The sequence below is a fragment of the Metamycoplasma equirhinis genome, assembly GCF_006385185.1.
In the GTDB taxonomy this organism is placed as follows: domain Bacteria; phylum Bacillota_I; class Bacilli_A; order Mycoplasmatales; family Metamycoplasmataceae; genus Metamycoplasma; species Metamycoplasma equirhinis.
This window is the reverse complement of sequence record NZ_VFIX01000003.1, coordinates 68,831-88,506: the sequence shown is the minus strand read 5'-3', so window position 1 is coordinate 88,506 and position 19,676 is coordinate 68,831. Positions and strand designations below refer to the sequence as shown.

At 27.8% G+C, this 19,676-nt stretch carries 11 protein-coding genes; 1 reads left to right on the top strand and 10 read right to left on the bottom strand.

The features are described from left to right. Positions 1 to 62: 62 nt before the first annotated feature. The 10 genes from FJM08_RS01405 to FJM08_RS01360 form a co-directional block, all read right to left on the bottom strand. Entirely contained in the window at positions 63 to 1,013 is a 951-nt protein-coding gene (locus FJM08_RS01405) for an ABC transporter ATP-binding protein (RefSeq protein WP_140031429.1), read from the bottom strand. Further along, complete coding sequence (locus FJM08_RS07600; protein WP_140031428.1) at positions 1,013 to 9,343, bottom strand: ABC transporter permease; 8,331 nt, start codon at positions 9,341 to 9,343, stop codon at positions 1,013 to 1,015. Before FJM08_RS07600 ends, FJM08_RS01405 begins: the two co-directional genes overlap by 1 nt. Positions 9,344 to 9,524: 181 nt before the next feature. Next, on the bottom strand, positions 9,525 to 10,241 hold the full coding sequence (rsmG, locus tag FJM08_RS01395; protein ID WP_140031427.1) for a 16S rRNA (guanine(527)-N(7))-methyltransferase RsmG: 717 nt from the start codon (positions 10,239 to 10,241) through the stop codon (positions 9,525 to 9,527). Beyond that, positions 10,216 to 11,187, bottom strand: a complete 972-nt coding sequence (locus tag FJM08_RS01390) for a ribose-phosphate pyrophosphokinase (RefSeq protein WP_140031426.1) — start codon at positions 11,185 to 11,187, stop codon at positions 10,216 to 10,218. The genes rsmG and FJM08_RS01390 overlap by 26 nt, the downstream gene beginning before the upstream one ends. Before the next feature lie 270 nt (positions 11,188 to 11,457). Continuing rightward, a complete protein-coding gene (locus FJM08_RS01385; protein WP_140031425.1) occupies positions 11,458 to 11,841 on the bottom strand; it encodes a hypothetical protein in 384 nt (127 codons plus the stop codon). Between the two features lie 100 nt (positions 11,842 to 11,941). Beyond that, positions 11,942 to 14,683: a magnesium-translocating P-type ATPase gene (gene mgtA, locus FJM08_RS07595; RefSeq protein ID WP_140031424.1), complete on the bottom strand. Its 2,742-nt coding sequence runs from the start codon at positions 14,681 to 14,683 to the stop codon at positions 11,942 to 11,944. A 255-nt stretch (positions 14,684 to 14,938) separates the two neighbouring features. Next, positions 14,939 to 15,682, bottom strand: a complete 744-nt coding sequence (locus FJM08_RS01375; protein ID WP_140031423.1) for a phosphonate ABC transporter ATP-binding protein — start codon at positions 15,680 to 15,682, stop codon at positions 14,939 to 14,941. Position 15,683: 1 nt separating this feature from the next. Then, positions 15,684 to 16,652, bottom strand: coding sequence for a lactate/malate family dehydrogenase (locus tag FJM08_RS07590; RefSeq protein ID WP_140031422.1), 969 nt, complete (start codon positions 16,650 to 16,652; stop codon positions 15,684 to 15,686). After that, positions 16,645 to 17,967, bottom strand: a complete 1,323-nt coding sequence (locus FJM08_RS01365; RefSeq protein ID WP_140031421.1) for a glucose-6-phosphate isomerase — start codon at positions 17,965 to 17,967, stop codon at positions 16,645 to 16,647. Before FJM08_RS01365 ends, FJM08_RS07590 begins: the two co-directional genes overlap by 8 nt. Continuing rightward, complete coding sequence (locus FJM08_RS01360; RefSeq protein ID WP_140031420.1) at positions 17,957 to 18,292, bottom strand: S1 domain-containing protein; 336 nt, start codon at positions 18,290 to 18,292, stop codon at positions 17,957 to 17,959. Before FJM08_RS01360 ends, FJM08_RS01365 begins: the two co-directional genes overlap by 11 nt. A 148-nt stretch (positions 18,293 to 18,440) precedes the next feature. Between FJM08_RS01360 and cypl the strand changes: the two genes are divergently transcribed. Next, the gene (gene cypl, locus FJM08_RS01355; RefSeq protein WP_140031419.1) at positions 18,441 to 19,673 is read left to right on the top strand and encodes an ABC transporter thiamine pyrophosphate-binding lipoprotein p37/Cypl; all 1,233 of its coding nucleotides are present in this window, start codon (positions 18,441 to 18,443) and stop codon (positions 19,671 to 19,673) included. Positions 19,674 to 19,676: the final 3 nt, after the last annotated feature.

Sequence of the window (19,676 nt, the reverse complement as noted above, 5' to 3'; positions counted from 1 at the left end):
GATAAAAAATATTATAAAAAAATTAAAGAAAAATATCAACAAATTATGTTGATATTTCCTAATTACAAAACATTTAATTGATTTTCTTTATCGATTAACCATTTTCTTTCTTGTTTTTTAATTTCCTTAATATTACCCAATTCAAGATAAATAACTTTATCAGCCATAGCAGCAACATCAGGATCATGAGAAACAATAATAATTGTTGTTCCATATTTTTGGTTAATTTGTTGAAGAATTTTTAGCACTATTAATCCAGTTTTTTCATCTAAAGCACCTGTTGGTTCATCAGCAACAATTATTTCAGCATTTTTAGCAATTGCCCGCAAAATAGATACACGTTGTTGTTGACCACCAGACATTTGTGACGGATATTTATACATACATTCTTCCAAATCAAATTCTTTAAATAATTGCTTAATATTCAAATGTTTTGATTTATCTTTTTGCAAAAAAGCACCAGTTTCAACATTATCGTAGCTGTTCAAGTTTTGCAACAAATTATAGTTTTGGAAAATAAATGAAATATTTTCGCGTCTAAATAAAGTTTGCTTAGCATCGCTTAAATACGGCAAGTTTACATTATTAACAATCACCGAACCATTTGTGGGTCTATCTAGTGCACTAATAATATTTAATAATGTTGATTTTCCCGATCCTGATTTTCCATACAATATTGCAATTTCACCACGTTCAATTTGCAAATTAATGCCTTTTAAAACATCGGTTGCAACATTACCTGAAAGGTATGTTTTTTCAACATTTTCAACTTCAACTATGAAATTTTTGGCGTTTTTTTTATGAAAATTAGCATCCTTTTTTCGCGGCTTTTCATTGGCATTACGATATTTTTTTAGTGTTGCATTATCAAGAACTTTAACGGTGATGCCTTCATCACGAATTTCAAAAGGTTCCTTATGGGCATTAATATTAATTAAATTTAAATCTTGAATACTAGTTTCTTCAATATTTTTTTTATTAGTTTTCTTTTTTAAATTATTACCTTTTTTCATTATTTTCCTTTCAATGCATCCACTGCTTTAACTTTATTTAAACTCTTTCACGTTGCGATTGATGTTGCAATAAATACTGATAAACAAATAACAGCACTTAAAATAATTGTTGAACTATGCAATACTAATGGTAAAACAACTTGGCTCGTTGCCATCATAAAAGCATTAAATAAAACAATTAATGAAAGTGTAACCGGAATCATTATTAAACAAGCTAATAAAATTGCCGGTACGAAGTTAAAGAAGAATAAAAAGATTTTTTCTTTATTTGAATATCCTAAAACAGAAAATGTTGCAATTGCTCTTTGATTTGAGGCTATCATAATGTTTGTAATAGCGATTAGTATAATAATCGAAATCAATAGAGAAATTATTATGAAGGCAACCAAAATAATATTAACTGTTTGCGAAATTCCAGCAATAAAACCAGCTTCTATATCTTTACTATTAACATCAAAAGATGCACCATACATAATATTTTTGCCGTAAATTGCATTAGGTTGTGTACCGTAGAATTTAGTTAAAATTGCCCTCGCAGTAATCTTGTGTTTTTCAGGAAGTGATTCAAATTTTTTGCTAATGTAATCTGATAAATCACTATCGCTAACATTACCAAGAATTTTCTTTAATATATCTTTATAAACAAGCTTTTGGCTCAACTCTGGGTGTGCTTCGTTATAAGCATTTATATTATGCTCGAATACTGATATATATTTTAGTCCAGAATCTGAAATAAATATTCGTTTGAAAAAGTTTCAAACTTCATGATCTGTCATGCTTGCAATGTCAACGGAACTTAATGCACCTCAGAATCCTGTTGATGAATATGTTGTTAAAGTGTCTATTGTTTGAACAGGTGTTTTATCATTAGATAAAATACCATTAAATGCTTCATATTTATTATTAAATTCTTTTTGATATTTCTCTTTATTTTTCGGATCAAAATTAATTAAATTATTGAGTTCAAATTTACGCGAATTTCTTAGACGGTTTGTTAATGTATCATATCCTAAAATATGATCTAAAATGTCTTTTCTAGTTGTAAATTCGGTATTAATGTAAGTTTGTGAAATACCAATAACTTTAAATCTATATTTAGTCTTTGGCGCAATTTGTTGCAACGCTAAATGACTAAATCTGTCAACGTGATTTAATAGATTAACTTCAAATGTTGAATTAATTTTTAGCTTGTGTTTACGTGAAGCTACTTCATTTAAAATTATAGGAATATCTTCGTTTGAATCGAATTTATAATCATAATCATAAAGTTTATGTGTTAGATTTTCACCTTTTTCATTAGTTAATTTAATAAATTTGCTATCTTTACGATATCCGTAAATACGATTTTCTTTACCATTAATTAATGTTGAAGCATAAGTATATTTTTCGTTTGTTGCTTTGTTTCAAAATACACCGCCAAATGAAACAAAGAAATCATTAGCATCAATTTTCTTATATGCATTAATTAAGAAGTTACGATATTCTTCTCTAAAGCGAGAAGTTGAAACTTTTTTAGGTTTTAGATAAATTTGATTTTCGGCATCTCATTCTACATAATTAAATTTTTCAGTAATTTTTGAATCAGCCGAAGGTGAGGTTTCTCAATAAGGTGGAGCAATAAAATAGAAAAAGCTAGTTCTATTTGTTAAATCTTCGGGTTTTCCTTGTTTTAAATCACTAACAAATTTATCAATGTTTCTAACACAAATTATCTCTTCAATATCTGCGTTTGTTAAATCATAAAAATCATTAGTTTTCAACCTTGCGGTATTAATTAAATTTTGCGTATTTTGCATTTTTAGAGATACCCTTTTGAATATTTGTGCCACTCTTGCTCTTTGGGTTTCAGGCATGTTAGCATAGGTTATATCTCATGGGCTTAATTCAACTGATAGATCTAATAAAATATCCAATGATGATTTAGTTAAAACCGTTGGAGCATATGGTTTATTAACAGTATCTGTGTTAAATGACCCACCTGGACGTAAGAAGTTAGGGTTATCATAATCTAATTGACTACCGTTTGATGATGAATTACCTGCTAAATCATTTGGTACATATAATAGCGCCGGCAGGTCGCCCTTATCATAAGTAACATAAGGTCCACCTTCAGTTGTTGGGCTTTCTAAATCTAATTTAAATTTATATAGCCGGTCTTCATATGTTTTTGAAATAGTTTTGTTGAAAACATTTGCAGAAGATAAAAAGAACATAGAGATTAGTGACGTTGTCGAAAAAGCTAAAAATAGCGAAAACATTTTTCAAAAGTTATTCAAAGCAAGAGAAGCTATATATCTCAATTTGATTGGTAATTTTCTGAACATTGACGATATTTTTTGTGCAAAGTTACCAACTGCGACTTCAGTTAATCCGTTCATTAATTCAGTCGCTTTCTTTCTAACGGATATTTGTGTGATTATATATATTAATATCGAAACGAATAATAGTGGTATTACTATCGTGCCAAGCAACGAAAATATGTCAAAAGCGATAATATTACTTTCTAGTGTTCAATATGATGCCAAAATTCCCATTGCTTGTCTTTGCAATGAAAAGCCGACTATATAGCCAAAAATTCCTCCGACCGCAGCTGGAATTCAACCAAACGCACAGAATGAAAAGGCTATTTCACTTGTTTTGTATCCTTGAGCGCGTAATATACCAACAACTTTATTTCTAGCTTCTATGTAACGTTTAATTATAAAGTAAACAATGAATGCAACCAATAAAGTTAATATTGTTATTAATCAAACTGTTGCGTTTCGAATTGAAGCAACAATTGAACGAATTGTAACAATACGAATATATCTTTCTGGGTTAATACTATCTTGTTCATCTTTTAAAAATACTTTTTTAAATGTTCCTGGTGCTACTTTATCTATAACATCATTAATTTGCTTTTGTAATTCTTTAGGTGATTTTTCAGAAAGATATTTGCCTTTTTTATCAGTTGGTGATTTTATCAACGCATAACTTTTTAAAGCAAAAGTAGGATAGGCTGAATAAATTCGATCGAAACCTTTTGCATTAACAAAAACTATTGCTTGTGTATTCACATCAACTTGAATATTTTCTTCATTAACAACTGGATATAAATAATCGGCAGTATTTTCTATTCCAATAATTAGATATTCTTGGGTATTAATCTTTATTTTATATTTTTCATCTAATTTACTAATGAATAGTTGCATTTGATATGGATTACTTAAATATTCACTAATATCACCACGATATACTTCTTTTTTATTGGCATTTAAATATCCATAATTTACTTTAGCTAAATATGAACCAGAATCGCTATATGAAATAACATTTGAAACTACAATCGGTTCAATAACTTTTCTAAGCGCTTCTCTTAATGTGCTTGTAATATTAAGACCAAAAATTATCATATCTTTGCCGTCTTTGTTTTTTAGCACATTATTGAATAGATTATTAAATTGTGCTACATCCAGGCGAACAGCTGCGTCGCTTTTTGAGTCAACTTCTCTAATGTCACGTGTAAATACCTGCGTGATTGCAAGTATTTCATTTTTGATATCCTTTATATCTACGCCATATAAGTTGTTAAATATTTTGCTTACTACATAAGATAAGTTTCCGTTATTTGCATCAGGGCTTAGCATGTAATATGCAATTATTTGAGGAAAACTCATAAATGTAAAAGGATTAAGAATATTGCGAGGTACATTTAAAAGTGATAAATGTGATGCTAATGCACTAGCATCAATAGTTTGTTTATATATTAAATCAAATACATAATCAGAAGTAATTAGTGGATTTAATATTCCTTTTGAATTACTCTTAATAAACGATTCTAAAAATGTTCTTAACGAAGTGATGTAGCGTGTTGGCATTTGTTTTGAAGATGCAATATAGCCAAAGTTATACACTAATTCATTTGAATTTGATAAAAGTATATTTTTAATTCCGCTTATAGCTTTATCAGATATACCGGCAGCCTTAAGTTCATTAAAATATTGATTAAATTTATTTCCATTAATTAATTCAATTATTTTACGATTTGCTTTTGCAGCTTGAGTGTGGGCAAATGATGCCTTTAGCAACTGTTCACCATCTTTTTCTAAACCTATATTTTGGATTTGATTAATGACCTCATCATAATTTAGCATTGCTGCCGTAATTTCTGAATCTTGTCCTAATTCAAATAGTTTTATTAAAACAGTTCTAATTTGATCGTATGATAAATATTTGTTATATTTCTTTTCGATGTATTTTTCGCCAGTTTCTTTATTTAAAATAATTTCTTCTCTTACGTCGCCTAAGTGATTTAAGTGATACCCTAATTTAATCCATAAACTATATAAAACTAATTCATTGCGAATAATATCGTTGTTTGATTTTAGCATTGCTCCGGCTAAAACATTACCCATTCCTGCGTGAAGCAATTTTAGTAAGTCTTTATTTTTGGTTTCGTTTGTTGGGTTAAATAGTGCCGAAGAATATGCTAAATCACCATATGTCTCAGGCATAACATAATTGTTAGCAAAATTATAGTTGCCAGATTCTGAAGCATATTTTTTAATTATTAATTTTTCAACATATTCCTTGTATTGTAATAGTTTTGATTTTAATTTATTTAAATCATTAAAATCAAAGTTATCTGCTAAAACGTAATTTTTAACAAAATCATATTCATTTGAGGTTAGTGAAATATTTTGTTTGGTAGTAATCGCATTTTGCGTTTTCTTTAAAAGAATATTAATATCATCAATATTGTATGGATCAATTGATACATTAGTTTTTGAATTGTCTTTCTTTTGGATTTTTGGTAATGAAAATCCAGTTAAACCAAGCAAGTCAAAAATTGAAATTTTGTTATCGTCTTTTCATGGAATTGCAATGTTTAAACCAGGAATGATTTTACTAGTTGCTTTTGAAAGATTAAACATTTTAATAAATGCGTTTTGAATTTGATTGATTTTTCCTGCTGAATTTATTGAAGAAAGAAAAGCAGCTAAATAATCTGATTGATCTAAAACTTCAGTATTATAGTTTTTATAAATTTTTCCATTAGCTGTAATTGTACTTGTAACTTTTGTTATTAATTTAGAAATTGATTCATTGAAGTTTTCAAGACTCATATTGCTAATTAATTCAAATAAACCATCATTAATATTTTTATAAGGTGTATGTGCATCACCATTTAGCTTTTTAAATAAACTAGAAATTTTAGCCTTATCTTCATCACTCACTTTTTCACCGGCAAAATCTTTAGCGGCTAATCATTTTTTATAAATACTACTATTTTTATTTGGATCTAATATAGCTTGAAAATCGATTTGCTCAATTATTAATTTAAGAGCGTTTTTAAATTCATATTCATCAATTGATTGTAAAAACATTAGTGCTATTCTACTTGGTGAAAGTGACCAATATTCTTGATCTGTTGATGTAAATGGTTTATAGGGATGATTTCTATATCATTCTTGGGCAATAGTTGAAAATTTAATAAAATCAAATGAATTAACGATGCCTTTTAATGCGGCAAATATTTTTGATTTGTCTTTTATGAAATTTAATAAATCACTCATCGTCATTCGTAATTGTGGAATTATAAACATTGTGTTAAAGTTTAAAATACTTGAAAGTTGATTAATTTGTTCAACAAGATAAGCATCACGTTTTTCAACTGTTTCACCTGATGAAATGTATTGTTTTTCTAAATAATCAATAACACCATTTAATATATTTTTAATGAATGCATTGGTATTCATGTTTGTAAATTCTAAATTTTTATTATTGCTATGATCAATTGGCTCATTTAGATATTTCAACACATCGATAATAACTTTTGTTAATATTTCGTTATTAGTTTTAGCAACAGCTAATAAGGTATGAAAATCGTTTGATTCAATACTTTTACTTATTGCATCAAATAAACGATATCAATCATCTTTGCTAATTAATTTGCCAAAATCTGATTTCAAGATAATTGACCTAACACGTTGAATTAAACCTGTAATAGTTTTCTTTTGAATAATTTCTTGTGATAATTCACTAGAGATAGAGCCAAAACTAATTGGTAAACTAATTGAGTTTTTAAATATTGGATTAACCTGCGCTCAACCATTAGGCCCTATTTCGCCTCGAATAGTGTAATCTTGCAATATTAAATAATTGTAAAGTTCATCGAGCGTCATTGTTTCTTTATTATCAACAATAGCCTTATTTCAAACTTTTTCATTTGTAAAACCTTCAATTTGAGAGTGTTTTAATAAAATATATTTGCCAGGTTGAGGCATGGCGATGGCACCAATTATTTGCGCTCCATTTGGATTTTTTGGTTCGCTTTTAGCTGTAGTGATTACCAAAATTTTTCCATTAATTAAATATGGAATTTTGGTTTTTGGTAGAAAATCATAGTAATTAGTAAAGCGAATATCAGCATTAAAATAATTTACATCGGGTGTAAATGATTTAAAAATATTATCAATTAATGGTCTTGTATAAACCGAAGGTATTTTTTGTATATTAGGATCCCCAAGTTTAGGTTTTAAAATAAAGTTTTCAACGTTTTGATCTTGAATTGATTTATTTAAATAACCAGGGTTTAAAGTTTCATTATATAACTTTCCAACATTTTGTTCGATTCCTCAAATTTTTCTATCTTTATCGCCGGAGTTTACGAAGTGAAAGACATTTTTCTTTGAAGTTTCTTCATTAACTGTTTCAACGGTTAGAGTTTGTCTTAAACCAAGGTTTTCCTCGCCAACTAATTTTTTAAGATCATTAATTATTGCGGTTCTTGCATAATTAATTGAATTTGTCCGAATAAAATCTTGATGCAATTTTAATTTACTCAAATCGGAAATTTGCGCAAATTCATTATCAGTAATATCATCAGCACCGGTTCTTGAAAATTCAACTTGTTTAATGTTATTTTTATTATCGTGAGACAAGTTGCTTTTATCGTTCGGAATTTTTTTGTTTGCATTTCCGCCTGTTCAAGGATTTGAAAATGGAGTGATTGCATCTTGCTTTTCAATTGCTAAAATTTGGCTATGAACTTCTTGCTTTCCTTCGCCAATTTGGTATTTTGTTGTAACTGTTTTATTTCAATATGAAAAATATGAGATTTCTTTATATTTTTCTGGATTTGTTTGTTTTAAATGTGCAATAAACTTGTAATATGAACCTTTTCAATTAGATTTTTTTTCGTCTGCTATTTCATCTCAATTTAATATAAAACGATATCAATTATAAGTCGTTAAAATTTCAACTTTTCTAATTCAATCTTTAGGCAATTTATATGTTTTGTTTGCTTCAAATTCTACAAATTTAGGGGTTGAAACTTTAATTTGATTTGTGCTCAGATAATGTGTTAATTTAAAATTGTTTTCTAGTTTTGTAGTTGAGTCAATTTTTTCATTTGTTGTTTGATGTCCTGAAGCAAAATTAATATCTTTTGTGGCTGATGTCGAATTATAGTATCATTTGTTTCCGTTAGCATCTTTTTCAAAGCCGAGAATTTTTAAAACATCTTCAGCAGAAATAATGGCTAATTTGCCCGCTTGTTTTCATTGATTATAGTCAACATTTGAAAAAGAAGCTTCTTTAGTTTCTATATTTAAATAAAGTGGAGAACTTGCATAAACAAAATCTTTCTTGCCATTTATTAAAAGCCCATGTGAATCCCTTGGCGCAAAACCAATATTTAAAATGGTATTTAATGTAACGGTTTTTTTGAAAGTAAAACTATCACTAACATTAGCGGCTTTTTCCTCTGTTATTTGTTGAAATTTGTCACCAATTTTTTGATATAACTTAAAATGGCGATTGTTGCCAGAAAATTTAAAATCTCTAATATTTGCAAAATTAGGGTTTTCTTTCAACAATTCAAATTCAGCACTAGAAGTATTGTTGAATTTTTTTTCATAAAAAAAGTTCATAAAATCTTCGGTGCTAATATAGTAATTATCATCGCTAATATTTCAATTTTCAAATTTATTTTTTAATTTAATAAATTGTCGATCTTTTTCTAATAAGCTAAGTGAATATGAAATATCAGAACCATTTTTTGATGATTCAAATTTAATAGGCTCTTTTAATTCTTTTTGATTATCTTTATCAATTTGATTAAATCCTCCCTTAGGAACAATTCCTGAAGGATTTATATCTAAATCTGCAGTTAAATCATGTAATCTCGATACCTTATCATATGAGTTGATTGTTCTTGAATAAGTTGTTTTAACATCATTTAACAAAGTAAATAAAAAAGTAGTCAAAAATATTAATATGGTCAAACAAATTAAAGTAACTTTATTTTTAGCTAGAGATTTAAAAACTTCTTTAAATAATCTACGCATATTTGCTCCTTAGCCTTTATTATAAAATAATAAAATTATATACTTTTGTATATTTTTTATAATAAATGTATTTTAATATGGCTTTTTAGCAATAGAAAATGAAGCGTTTTCAAAATAAAATGCAAAAAAATTGAAAACTATTCCTATCTAATGAATTTAGTTTAATATTGTTAATTCGGTTTTATTTTTTCAAATTATCTTTTATTATTGTTGCTCATTTTCGTGGAATATCATGCGGCGTTTTTGATTTTTTTTGATAATAAACAAGAGTATTATTTATATTAAAAAAAACCGGTAAATTTACAATTTTAAAATCAATATTTAACTTATTTTTTATTCAATTTGCATTGTTAATTTCTTGATAATAATTTTGTGACTTCAAAAAGCAAAATGTTGCATTATTTTTTCCGAGTTTATGTGAAATTTCAATTAAATTTTTCAGTTCGCTAACTGCTCTAGCACTAATAAAATCAAATTTTTCAAATTCACTAGAATCTTCGGCGCGAATTTGCTTTACGATTATATTTTTTAAGTTTAAGTTTTGAATTACTTTATTTAAAAAATTAACACGTTTAGTCATTGGTTCATAAATTGTTAAATTAAAATTAGGATTAATAATAAAATAAGGCAAAATTGGAAAGCCGGCACCAGATCCTATATCTAAGATTTCGCTAGAACGGTTAAAATCAAAAATGGAATTTTGAATCTCCTTAAATATTAAAATTGATTCAATAATTCCTTCTTTTAAAAGATTTTCATTATAAAAACCTGTTAGATTATATTTTTGGTTTTCGGTTTCTATTAGTGAATAATATTTATAAATTTCTTCCTTATTTTTAGGTGTTAATTCATAAAAATATTCATCAAGAATGTTAAATGTTTCCTTGGCTATAAGCATCGTATATTTCCGCTATTGAACTATTATTGATATTCGCTTGTATAACAAGACCCAAAAATTTTGCCATTGATAATTCTTTAATTTTAGAAAATTTCGATAAATATGAGTGATCAATAGAATTTGTAATGATCACTTCATCAATAATTGGATTATTTTCAAACATTTCAAACCCTCTTGAAAATAGTCCGTGAGTTGCGGCAATGATAACTTTTTTAGCGCCTTGTTTTTTCAAAGTTTCAGCTGCATGGATTATTGTGCCACCGGTATCGATAATGTCATCATAAATTACAACATTTTTATTTTCGACATTGCCTAAAACACCCATAATTTCAGATACATTTGGTCCTGTTCTACGTTTATCGATAATCGCGATTTGCTCGTCGTTTTTTAGCAACTCTGAAAGTTGTCTAGCTCTAACTGCACCGCCGTGATCAGGTGAAACAATAACAAATTTATCAGTGCGATTTCTTAATTCATTAGAAAATATAAATTGACCCCTTAAATCATCAACCGGTATATCAAAAAAACCTTGAATTGAAGGATTATGTAAGTCGATAGTGATCACTTTATTAACCCCAGCAGTTTCTAATAAATCAGCAACTAATTTTGCAGTTATTGGTTGCCTGCCACTAGCTTTTCGATCTTGCCGTGCATAACCATAGTATGTCATTACACAAATTATTCTTTTAGCGCTTGCACGTTTTAACGAGTCAATAAATATTAATAAACTCATTAAATTGTCATTAACGGGTTTAGATGTATTGCAAATTACAAATACAGTTTTATTTCTAACCGTTGTATCAGAGTATACTAGGTTCTCACCATCAGCAAAAACAATTTTTTGTACTGGCAAAACATCTCTTTTCAAAAATTTTCCTATTTCAGCAGTTAATTTTTCGGAATTGTCCATTCCAAATATTACAATGTTATCTTGTTCTTTAGCCATTTAACCCTCTTTATCTTTAATTTTTAATTAATTATATATAGTTTAGTCTTTTTATGCTTAATTTAACACAAAAATTGATACTACTAAAAATTATTACCATAATTTAAAGTATTGAATTTACTTATTTGAAGAGTAAAAATTTTTTCTGTATCAGAAATCTAATCAAATTTTGCAAATTGAATAATTAAAAATGATCGCAAAGTATATATAACAAGTCACCTTTTTAATAAAGTGCAATAGCAAATTATGTTATTGATTAAATATAAACATTTAGATAAATCTAATTCAATCTCTTTTAAATCTAACAAATAATAATAATAATAATAATTCAAAAGATAATCCACAAACGTTTTTCATTTTTCGGCTTCTTTTTTTTCAAATATCAATCTTTTTAGTATTTTTGTTGTTACTTAAATAATTTATTAACAATTCAAAATGATCATACGACTTTTCATCAATATAATCTGGATTGTCTTTTAATATATTATTTAGCATATATGCTTTTATGTTTAAAGATAATGTGCTACAAGGGAACACTTTTGAATTTTCAATAAATTGCTTTTTTAATTTTGAAATTTTTTTGTTCTTAGGGCCTTTAAAAGAGTCTAAATAAACAGAAACAGCAAGAAAAAAATAAAAAAGAAAACTAGACATAATTTTTACCTCTAATATTTAAATTGATCATTTGCGTTATATAAAAAAAAGACTAATATTAAGTCTAATTTTCATAAATTTATAGTTCTTTGTTTTTTCTTTATAAAAATTGGTGGTACCGTTTCTTGTAAATCAATTTTGTAAGTTCTACTAAAAATATATAAATAAAAATAAATAATGCAAGTCACGCATAAAATAATGGTGGCAATGGTCTTAGTTGTAAGTAATTATTTATCTTGGGAACATATTGAATACTTGTAACAATAGCTGTTCCAGTTAATGTTGCGATAATAATTGCAGTAGATGCATTAGATTTAATAATTGGAATTTTATTTGTTCTTAAAAAATGAATTATTATTGTTTGTGTTCACATTGACACAACTAATCACCCTGTTCAAAACATTTGTTTAAATTCAATCTGAACCTGAACGTTCGCTTCTGTTATTTGTTTGTATTGCATTCCAAAAATTGATGGAATAAATACATAAAACAAAATCATAAATGTTAATATATCAACAACGGAACTAATTGGACCAAATCAAAGCATAAATTTAAAAATTGATTTGTGTTCTCATTTTCTTGGTTTTTGAATGAATTCTTTATCCACATTATCTCAGGGAATAGCACCACAACAAAAGTCATAAATTAAATTTAAAAACACAATTTGCACAGCTGCAAGCGGAACAAAAGGAAGTAAAATAGCAGCTAATAAAATACTAAATGTGTTTCCAAAATTTGATGAAACCGTCATTTTGACATATTTGTTAATATTTGCGTGAGTTTTACGGCCTTCAATAATACCAGTCGCTAAAACATTTAAATCTTTTTCAAGCAAAATAATGTTAGCTGATTCTTTTGCAATATCAACTGCTGTATCAACTGAAATTGAAACATCAGCCACCTTCATAGCAGGCGCATCATTTATTCCGTCGCCCATATACCCAACAACATGGCCATTTTTGCGCAAAGCCGTAATAATCTTAGCTTTTTGATCAGGACTTAATTTAGCGAATATTTGAGTTTTTTCAACTTCCTGAGCTAATTCTTCTTCGTTAAGTTTATCAATATCTTTGCCCAACAAAATACGATTATAAGTAATACCCACTTTAGCACAGACTGCACGCGTTACAAGTGGATTATCGCCGGTTAAGATTTTAACTTCAACACCTAAATTATGAAGTTTTTGAATAGCTAATTCAGCTGAATCCTTTGGAGGATCTAAAAATGTTAAATAGCCAATTAAAGTCATATTTTGTTCGTCATCAACAGAAATTTTTCCCACAGCATCGATAGACATTTTTCTTGATGCAATAGCAATAACTCTCATGCCTTCTTCACCAAATTCTTCAACTTTATTTAAAACTTTTCTAACGATCTTTCTATCTAATGGAATAACTTTACCATCTAAATAAATTTTGCTACAAATATTAACAATTTCTTCAACAGCGCCTTTAGTTATCAGTGTAGTTTTTTCTTTGGCTAAATGTTTAACTAAAACAGACATTCTTTTACGTTTAAAATCAAAAGGCACTTCATCTAGCTTTTCATAATGTAGTTCCAAATTATCTAGTGTTTTATCCTCATCAGCCAAATCTAATGTACGTTTAATTATTGACTTATCTAACAGGTTTTTGAGCCCAGTTTGATAATATGAATTCAAAAAAGCATATTTCAAAACATGTGAATCTTCTGTACCATTAACATCTAAGTGCCGTTCCAAAATAACTTCATCTTGCGTTAATGTTCCAGTTTTATCAGTGCACAAAATATCCATTGAGCCAAAATTTTGAATTGAATTTAAATTTTTTACAATCGTTTTAGCTTTTCCCATTGCTATTGAGCCCTTTGATAAACAAGCAGTAACAATCATTGGTAGCATTTCAGGAGTTAGTCCAACCGCTATTGACATTGCAAATAAAAGTGCTTCAACTCATGAGTTTTGTTTAGTTAAGCCTATTATCAAAAATACAATAGGGATTATAATAGCCATAATAACTGTCAACATTATTGAAACTTTTTTAATTCCTTTTTCAAAACTTGTGGGAACTTGTTTCTCATTTACTTTCGAAGCAACTTGTCCGATGTATGTATCATTTCCAGTTACAATCACAACTGCTTTGGCTGATCCTGAAATAATATTAGAACCCATAAATGCTAAATTATGATAATCGGTAATATTGTCGTATGTGCCATTTTCATTAATATTTGCATATTTTTCAATAGGTTCACTTTCACCTGTTAAAGATGATTGTGAAACAAATAAGTCCTTAGCATGCAAAATTCTAACGTCACCAGGAATGATGTCGCCTGCCGCTAAGTGAACTATATCACCAACAACAATTTCATCCATAGGAATTTCTTTTAAAATTCCATTTCTTTCAACTAAACAAGTGGTTTCAATAATTTCGATTAACTTATTAGCACTAGAGGCACTTTTTTGCTCTTGAACAAAATGAATAATGCTACTTAATAAAACCATTGTTAAAATTATTATCATGGTAGCATAATTAGCTTCGCCATATTTGGCAGAATTATGCAATGGTAAAATAACATCAATAATTAATGAAATTACTGACAGAACAATCAAGATAATATTAAATAGATTAAAAAACGATCTTACTAATCTTTTTCCAACATTGTCGGCACCTTTTTTGGATATCTTATTAATTCCATATTCTTGGCGATTTTCTTCAATAATATTAGTATTAGAAATTCCCCGACTTGTTGAATTGTAATTATTTAATACATCTAAGGCATTTGATTTAGCAGCTAATTCTAAACGCGATTTTATTATTTGTTTTTTACGTTCAATTTTGGTTAGTGATTGAGTTTCCTTTGTCATATTGCTCCCTTCATTTAAAATATAAGGAAAGCGAAATTAAAAGTAAGCATTAATATAGATAAATGCATTTATACAATAACTCCGCTCATGGCTTGATTTTTCCATATATCTATATTCCTTTCAACTTAATTTAATTAATGATTATTTTAACATATTTTTATTTACGTTAAAACGAATAGAAACTTAATTGTTGATATTGTGCTGAAAGTTTTATTTCTTAAAATAAAAAGAGCCATCATTAAAGGCCCTTATAAATTACAAAGTAAATAATTCTTTTTTTCGCTTTGCAGTTAAATTTTGCACACTATCACGGCAAATTATTTGTCCATCTTTTACAAAGATAAAATTATTAAAATATTTTTTTAATAATGTTAAATCATGAATATTTATAATAATTGTTTTATTGTATTTTTTATTTATTTGTTTCAAAATTTCCAGAACATCCATTGCAGTTTTAATGTCTAGATTAGAAGTAGGTTCATCAGCTAAAATTATTGATACTTCCTCTAGTAATAGTTTGGCTATTTCCACTCGTTGTTTTTGTCCACCACTTAATTCTGAAACTTTAGTGAATGCTTTTTCAAATAAATCTAATTCGCCTAAAATAGAGAAAACTTCTTTTCGCTGCGTTTTAGTTAAATGCTTAAATAAACTACACAATATATTTTTATATTTAGAATAAAAAAGCAATATGTTTTCATAAACATTTAAATCTTCAATTAAGTTGGGACTTTGACTTAGATAACCAATTGTTTTTAGGGTTCTCTTTCATTGCTTTTTTGAATAATCTAAAATGTTTTTTTCATTTACTAAAATTTGGCCCGTGACAATATCAAGTTGTCGCAAAATGCTATTAAAAATAGTAGTTTTGCCTGCTCCAGACAAACCTATTATTGCAATCATTTCGCCTTCTTCAATTGTTAAATTGGCATTCTTCAAAACTAATTCGTGTGAATTTTTATATTTAGCATTTACGTTTTCAAATTTTATTGCGTTCATATTAATCAAAATCAGGAGTTATATTTAAATGATTTAAGACTTCAATAAGTGTTTTTTTAATTTCGCCTGAATATTCGTCAAACATTTTTTGTTCATCTTCTTCTAAACGTATTTTTGGTAAATGTCTATAACCATTTTTGCCAATAATTACTGGCAAACCAAAATAAATTCCATAATGTTTGTATTCTTTTGGCAAGCGCACACCTAGTGAAAAAATTGATTGTCTATCATTTAAAATTGATTGAGTAACAATCGCTAAATTTTCGCCTATTCCAAAATTAGTAATCCCTTTACCTGAAATTATTTCAAATGCCTCATCTTTTACTTTTTGATTTAAATTATGAAGCCATTCAATTGTAATAGTATCGTTAGCAAGTCAATCCTTTAATGAACCAAGCCCTATTCTCATTTTCGAAAATGGAATTAAGCAACGCGCACCATGTTCGCCAATAACAAACCCTGTAATTGAACTAGCCTTAACTTTAATTTTTTCTGAGAGAAATTTTTTCATTCTGGCAGTTTCTAAAATTGTTCCAGAACTTATTACTTTAGTAGGATCAAATTTTGTAACTTGTTGGTAAACGCTGGTCATTATATCCACAGGATTCGAAGCAATTATTGTGATTCCTTTAAAACCAGATTTTTTAATTTTTTCACTAATTTCTTTAATAAGTTTTGCATTATCGGTTAACAATTCTAATCGATCTTTTAAAACCCCTTCTTTAGGTTTAATTGACGCAGTAATAACAATAATATCAGCATCGCTTAAGTCATTATATGTACCAGCTTTGAATGTTGAGCCATTAAAGATCATCGAACAAGCTGCGTCATTCAAGTCTTTTGCTTGAGCGTCGGCAAAATTAGTAAAAGCATCAATCAAAATGTAATCAGCCTCAATATTTTTATTTAATGAAGCATAAAGATAAGAACTTCCTACTGCTCCAACTCCAACTATACCTATTTTAGTCATTATTACCTCCAATTAATTCAGTAAGATTTTTTAATAAATTTGTGTTGTACGATTCAACACCTTGATTAATAAATGGGTTTACATCACGCAAGTAAGCTGACATTATTGAAGCGTGATGTATAAACGCAATAATTCATCCCAACGTTTCTTCATTTGAATCATCTGTTATTGTGATTTTAATATTTGGGATTTTATATGTTAAAACGTGATTTTCAATCATAGTTTTTATTGCGGCTTTTTCAATTGTATTGTATGTTAATTTGGCGTAACTATTTAAACCTTCATCATCATCTTCAAATGCTGAAATTTTATAATCAATGCGTGGTGTTTCAATAATAATTGTCGTATCAAACATCTTAAAAGGTGATGCTGTATTATTTTCCGAAAAAGACTTGTTGTCAGCCGGTTGTAAATTTGAAACAACATAAATTCCGCCGTTTGCTTTTAGTGTAGTTTCGCCCAAATACATTTGATATAGTCTTGCGAGTTTGAAATTGGCCGCTGAAAACACATTAAGATTTTCTAAATTGAAATTATTTTTTGAAAGAATGTATCGCGAGACTGCATATTGATATGCAGGATTTTTTTTCAACGGTGTTTTAGCATAATAATTGTTTGCCATAAGTGCGCCAGATAAATACTTTTCAATATCAATCCCGGCACAAGCCAAAGGAAATAAAATAGCTGCTGAATAATTCAAAAATTTTTCTGTTGAATTATCAAGTAAAACAAATTGACGATAATTATTTACTCTTGCCTCATTAAACAATTTTCCGTAATTATTATTTGTCGTAATAAAAATATATTTTTTCGCTGTTGCTTTGCCTAACAATTTATGCAATATTGCTTTTAATTCTCTAAAAATTAATAGAGTTTCAATTGACTCGCCGCTATGCGAAATAACATTTATTGCAAAATTTTTAGTTTCTAAAAACTTAGCTAAATGTGCTATTTCGCGACTATTTATGCATTCATTAACAAAAATTACCTTGACAGGGTGATTACTGCTGTAATATGCTCTTCCATAAAGATATTCAATTAAACTTTCCGCCTGCAAACAAATGTGTTGCGGTGCAATCGTGACAAGGAATTCAATATTTTCCGCTATTAATCAATCCTTTATTTTGCGAATGCTATTTATTTCCTTGTTCACGGTATTAGCATACACGTTTAAAAAACCTAAATTTTGATGTCCAATGGCATTTTTTGAACTAATTAGTTTTTGAATACGTAATACTTCTTCTTCATATTTATCAATTGTTCCTTCTTTTAACGCAAAAGAAGTATCTACAAAAATTCGATTACTATTTCCCATAATTTATTCCTTTGTTTGTAAAATCTAAAAGTGCATCAAATTTAGCCGTTTCTTTTTCTAATTTAAAAGTAAATGGATTTCGTAGTTCTTTAGGATGAATACGCTTAAATGATACGACTAATGCGCCGCCGCCCATCAATTCAATTATTTGTACTTCTTTTATTTGTCCATTTTTAAACATCAAATTTAGGTTGCCAACATAATAGTCGCTAACCTCATTAATGTTTAAAAAACATTTGACGTTATCTTTGGTTAACAAATTAATTGTATTTTTTCAAACCTTAATAACTTTTGCCTTAATTATTTTACCGACTTGATATTTCATAAATACCTCGTTTGCAAGCTTTTATACACTTAAATATTATAGTGAATATTGATAGTTTTAGTTTATAATTTATGGCATTAATATACTATGTTTATTAAAGTTAGTAATTTTACAATAGAATTTGCTTTAAACGCGCCTTGGAGAAAAAATGTCAAAACGAAAATTATTATATTTAACAACTACTGCCACCTTGGCTATTGCCTTATCTAGCCTAAGCGCAATGGCTTGCAAAAAGATGACAAATATATCTGTTAATAAGCCATGATTCACAGAAGAAAATGGTGAGTTTTTTAGTTTTGTTTTTAATGATTATAATAATAAAATTGCGGAGTTAATTAAGGAAATTAATGAAAAATTAACATTAACTAATGATGTTGAAAAGAAAAACGAATTAAAGAGTCAAATTAAACAATTAAATAATTCGTATAAAAAAAATATTGCGGTTAAATTTGAACCCGACAATGCTAATATCGGCAAAGAAATGTTAAAGGGAAATAGCGATTTTGGTGTTTTAACTACAACTTTATTTAATAGTCAAAATTATAAAAAAGATTTAACGCCAATTATTCAAACTTTAACCCGTGGCTTTAAATTCGATTTGAACAATTTTCAAGCGAAATATCAAGATGGAAAAAATGATCAATTAATTAATATTGCAAAAACTGCTGAGGCAGAGTTTTTGCAAAAACCATATAATTTATGAGAAAAAAATGAATATGGATGAAATGGTATCATTTACGAAAAATTTTATGCAAATAAAAATGAAAATGTTGATTATTATCGCGGATTAATTATGATTCAGGGAACTGATTTAGAACTAAAAGAAATTAAGAAAGCTTGAGAAAATAAAAATTGAAATAAATTTAGAGATTTTGGAATAATTATTGGAAACAAAGGTAGTGGTTCAAAATATATTGCCCAAGAAGCTTTATTTAAGAAACATTTTAACCTTGAAGGAAATAAATTCGAATCTTTTGATAAAGACAGATTAAAGCATGGCGAAAAATACATTTCCGGAAAAGCAAGAGATATTGCTAAGGGTGCTTATAAAAAATACCATATTGTTTTCGATGAATTAGGCTCTTTTGCTTATACATTTAATGAAAAACATGATAAGAAAACTAAATACTATACGCCAGAAGACACAAATGTTAAGATCAATTTTCTAACCGTTACAGAAGCAATTAAATATAATGTTTTTGTAACGTCTAATAAGACTTTTAACAAAACTCAAAGAGATTTATTAGCAAAAGCGTTTTTCGAAATTTGAAAAAATGGTAAAGATAGTTATGGCCCCTCAGTGGGTTTTAACGGATATAAAATAATTACAAATTTCGAAAAAGAAGTTATTGAGCCATATGAGAATTTATTTAAGATTTAATCT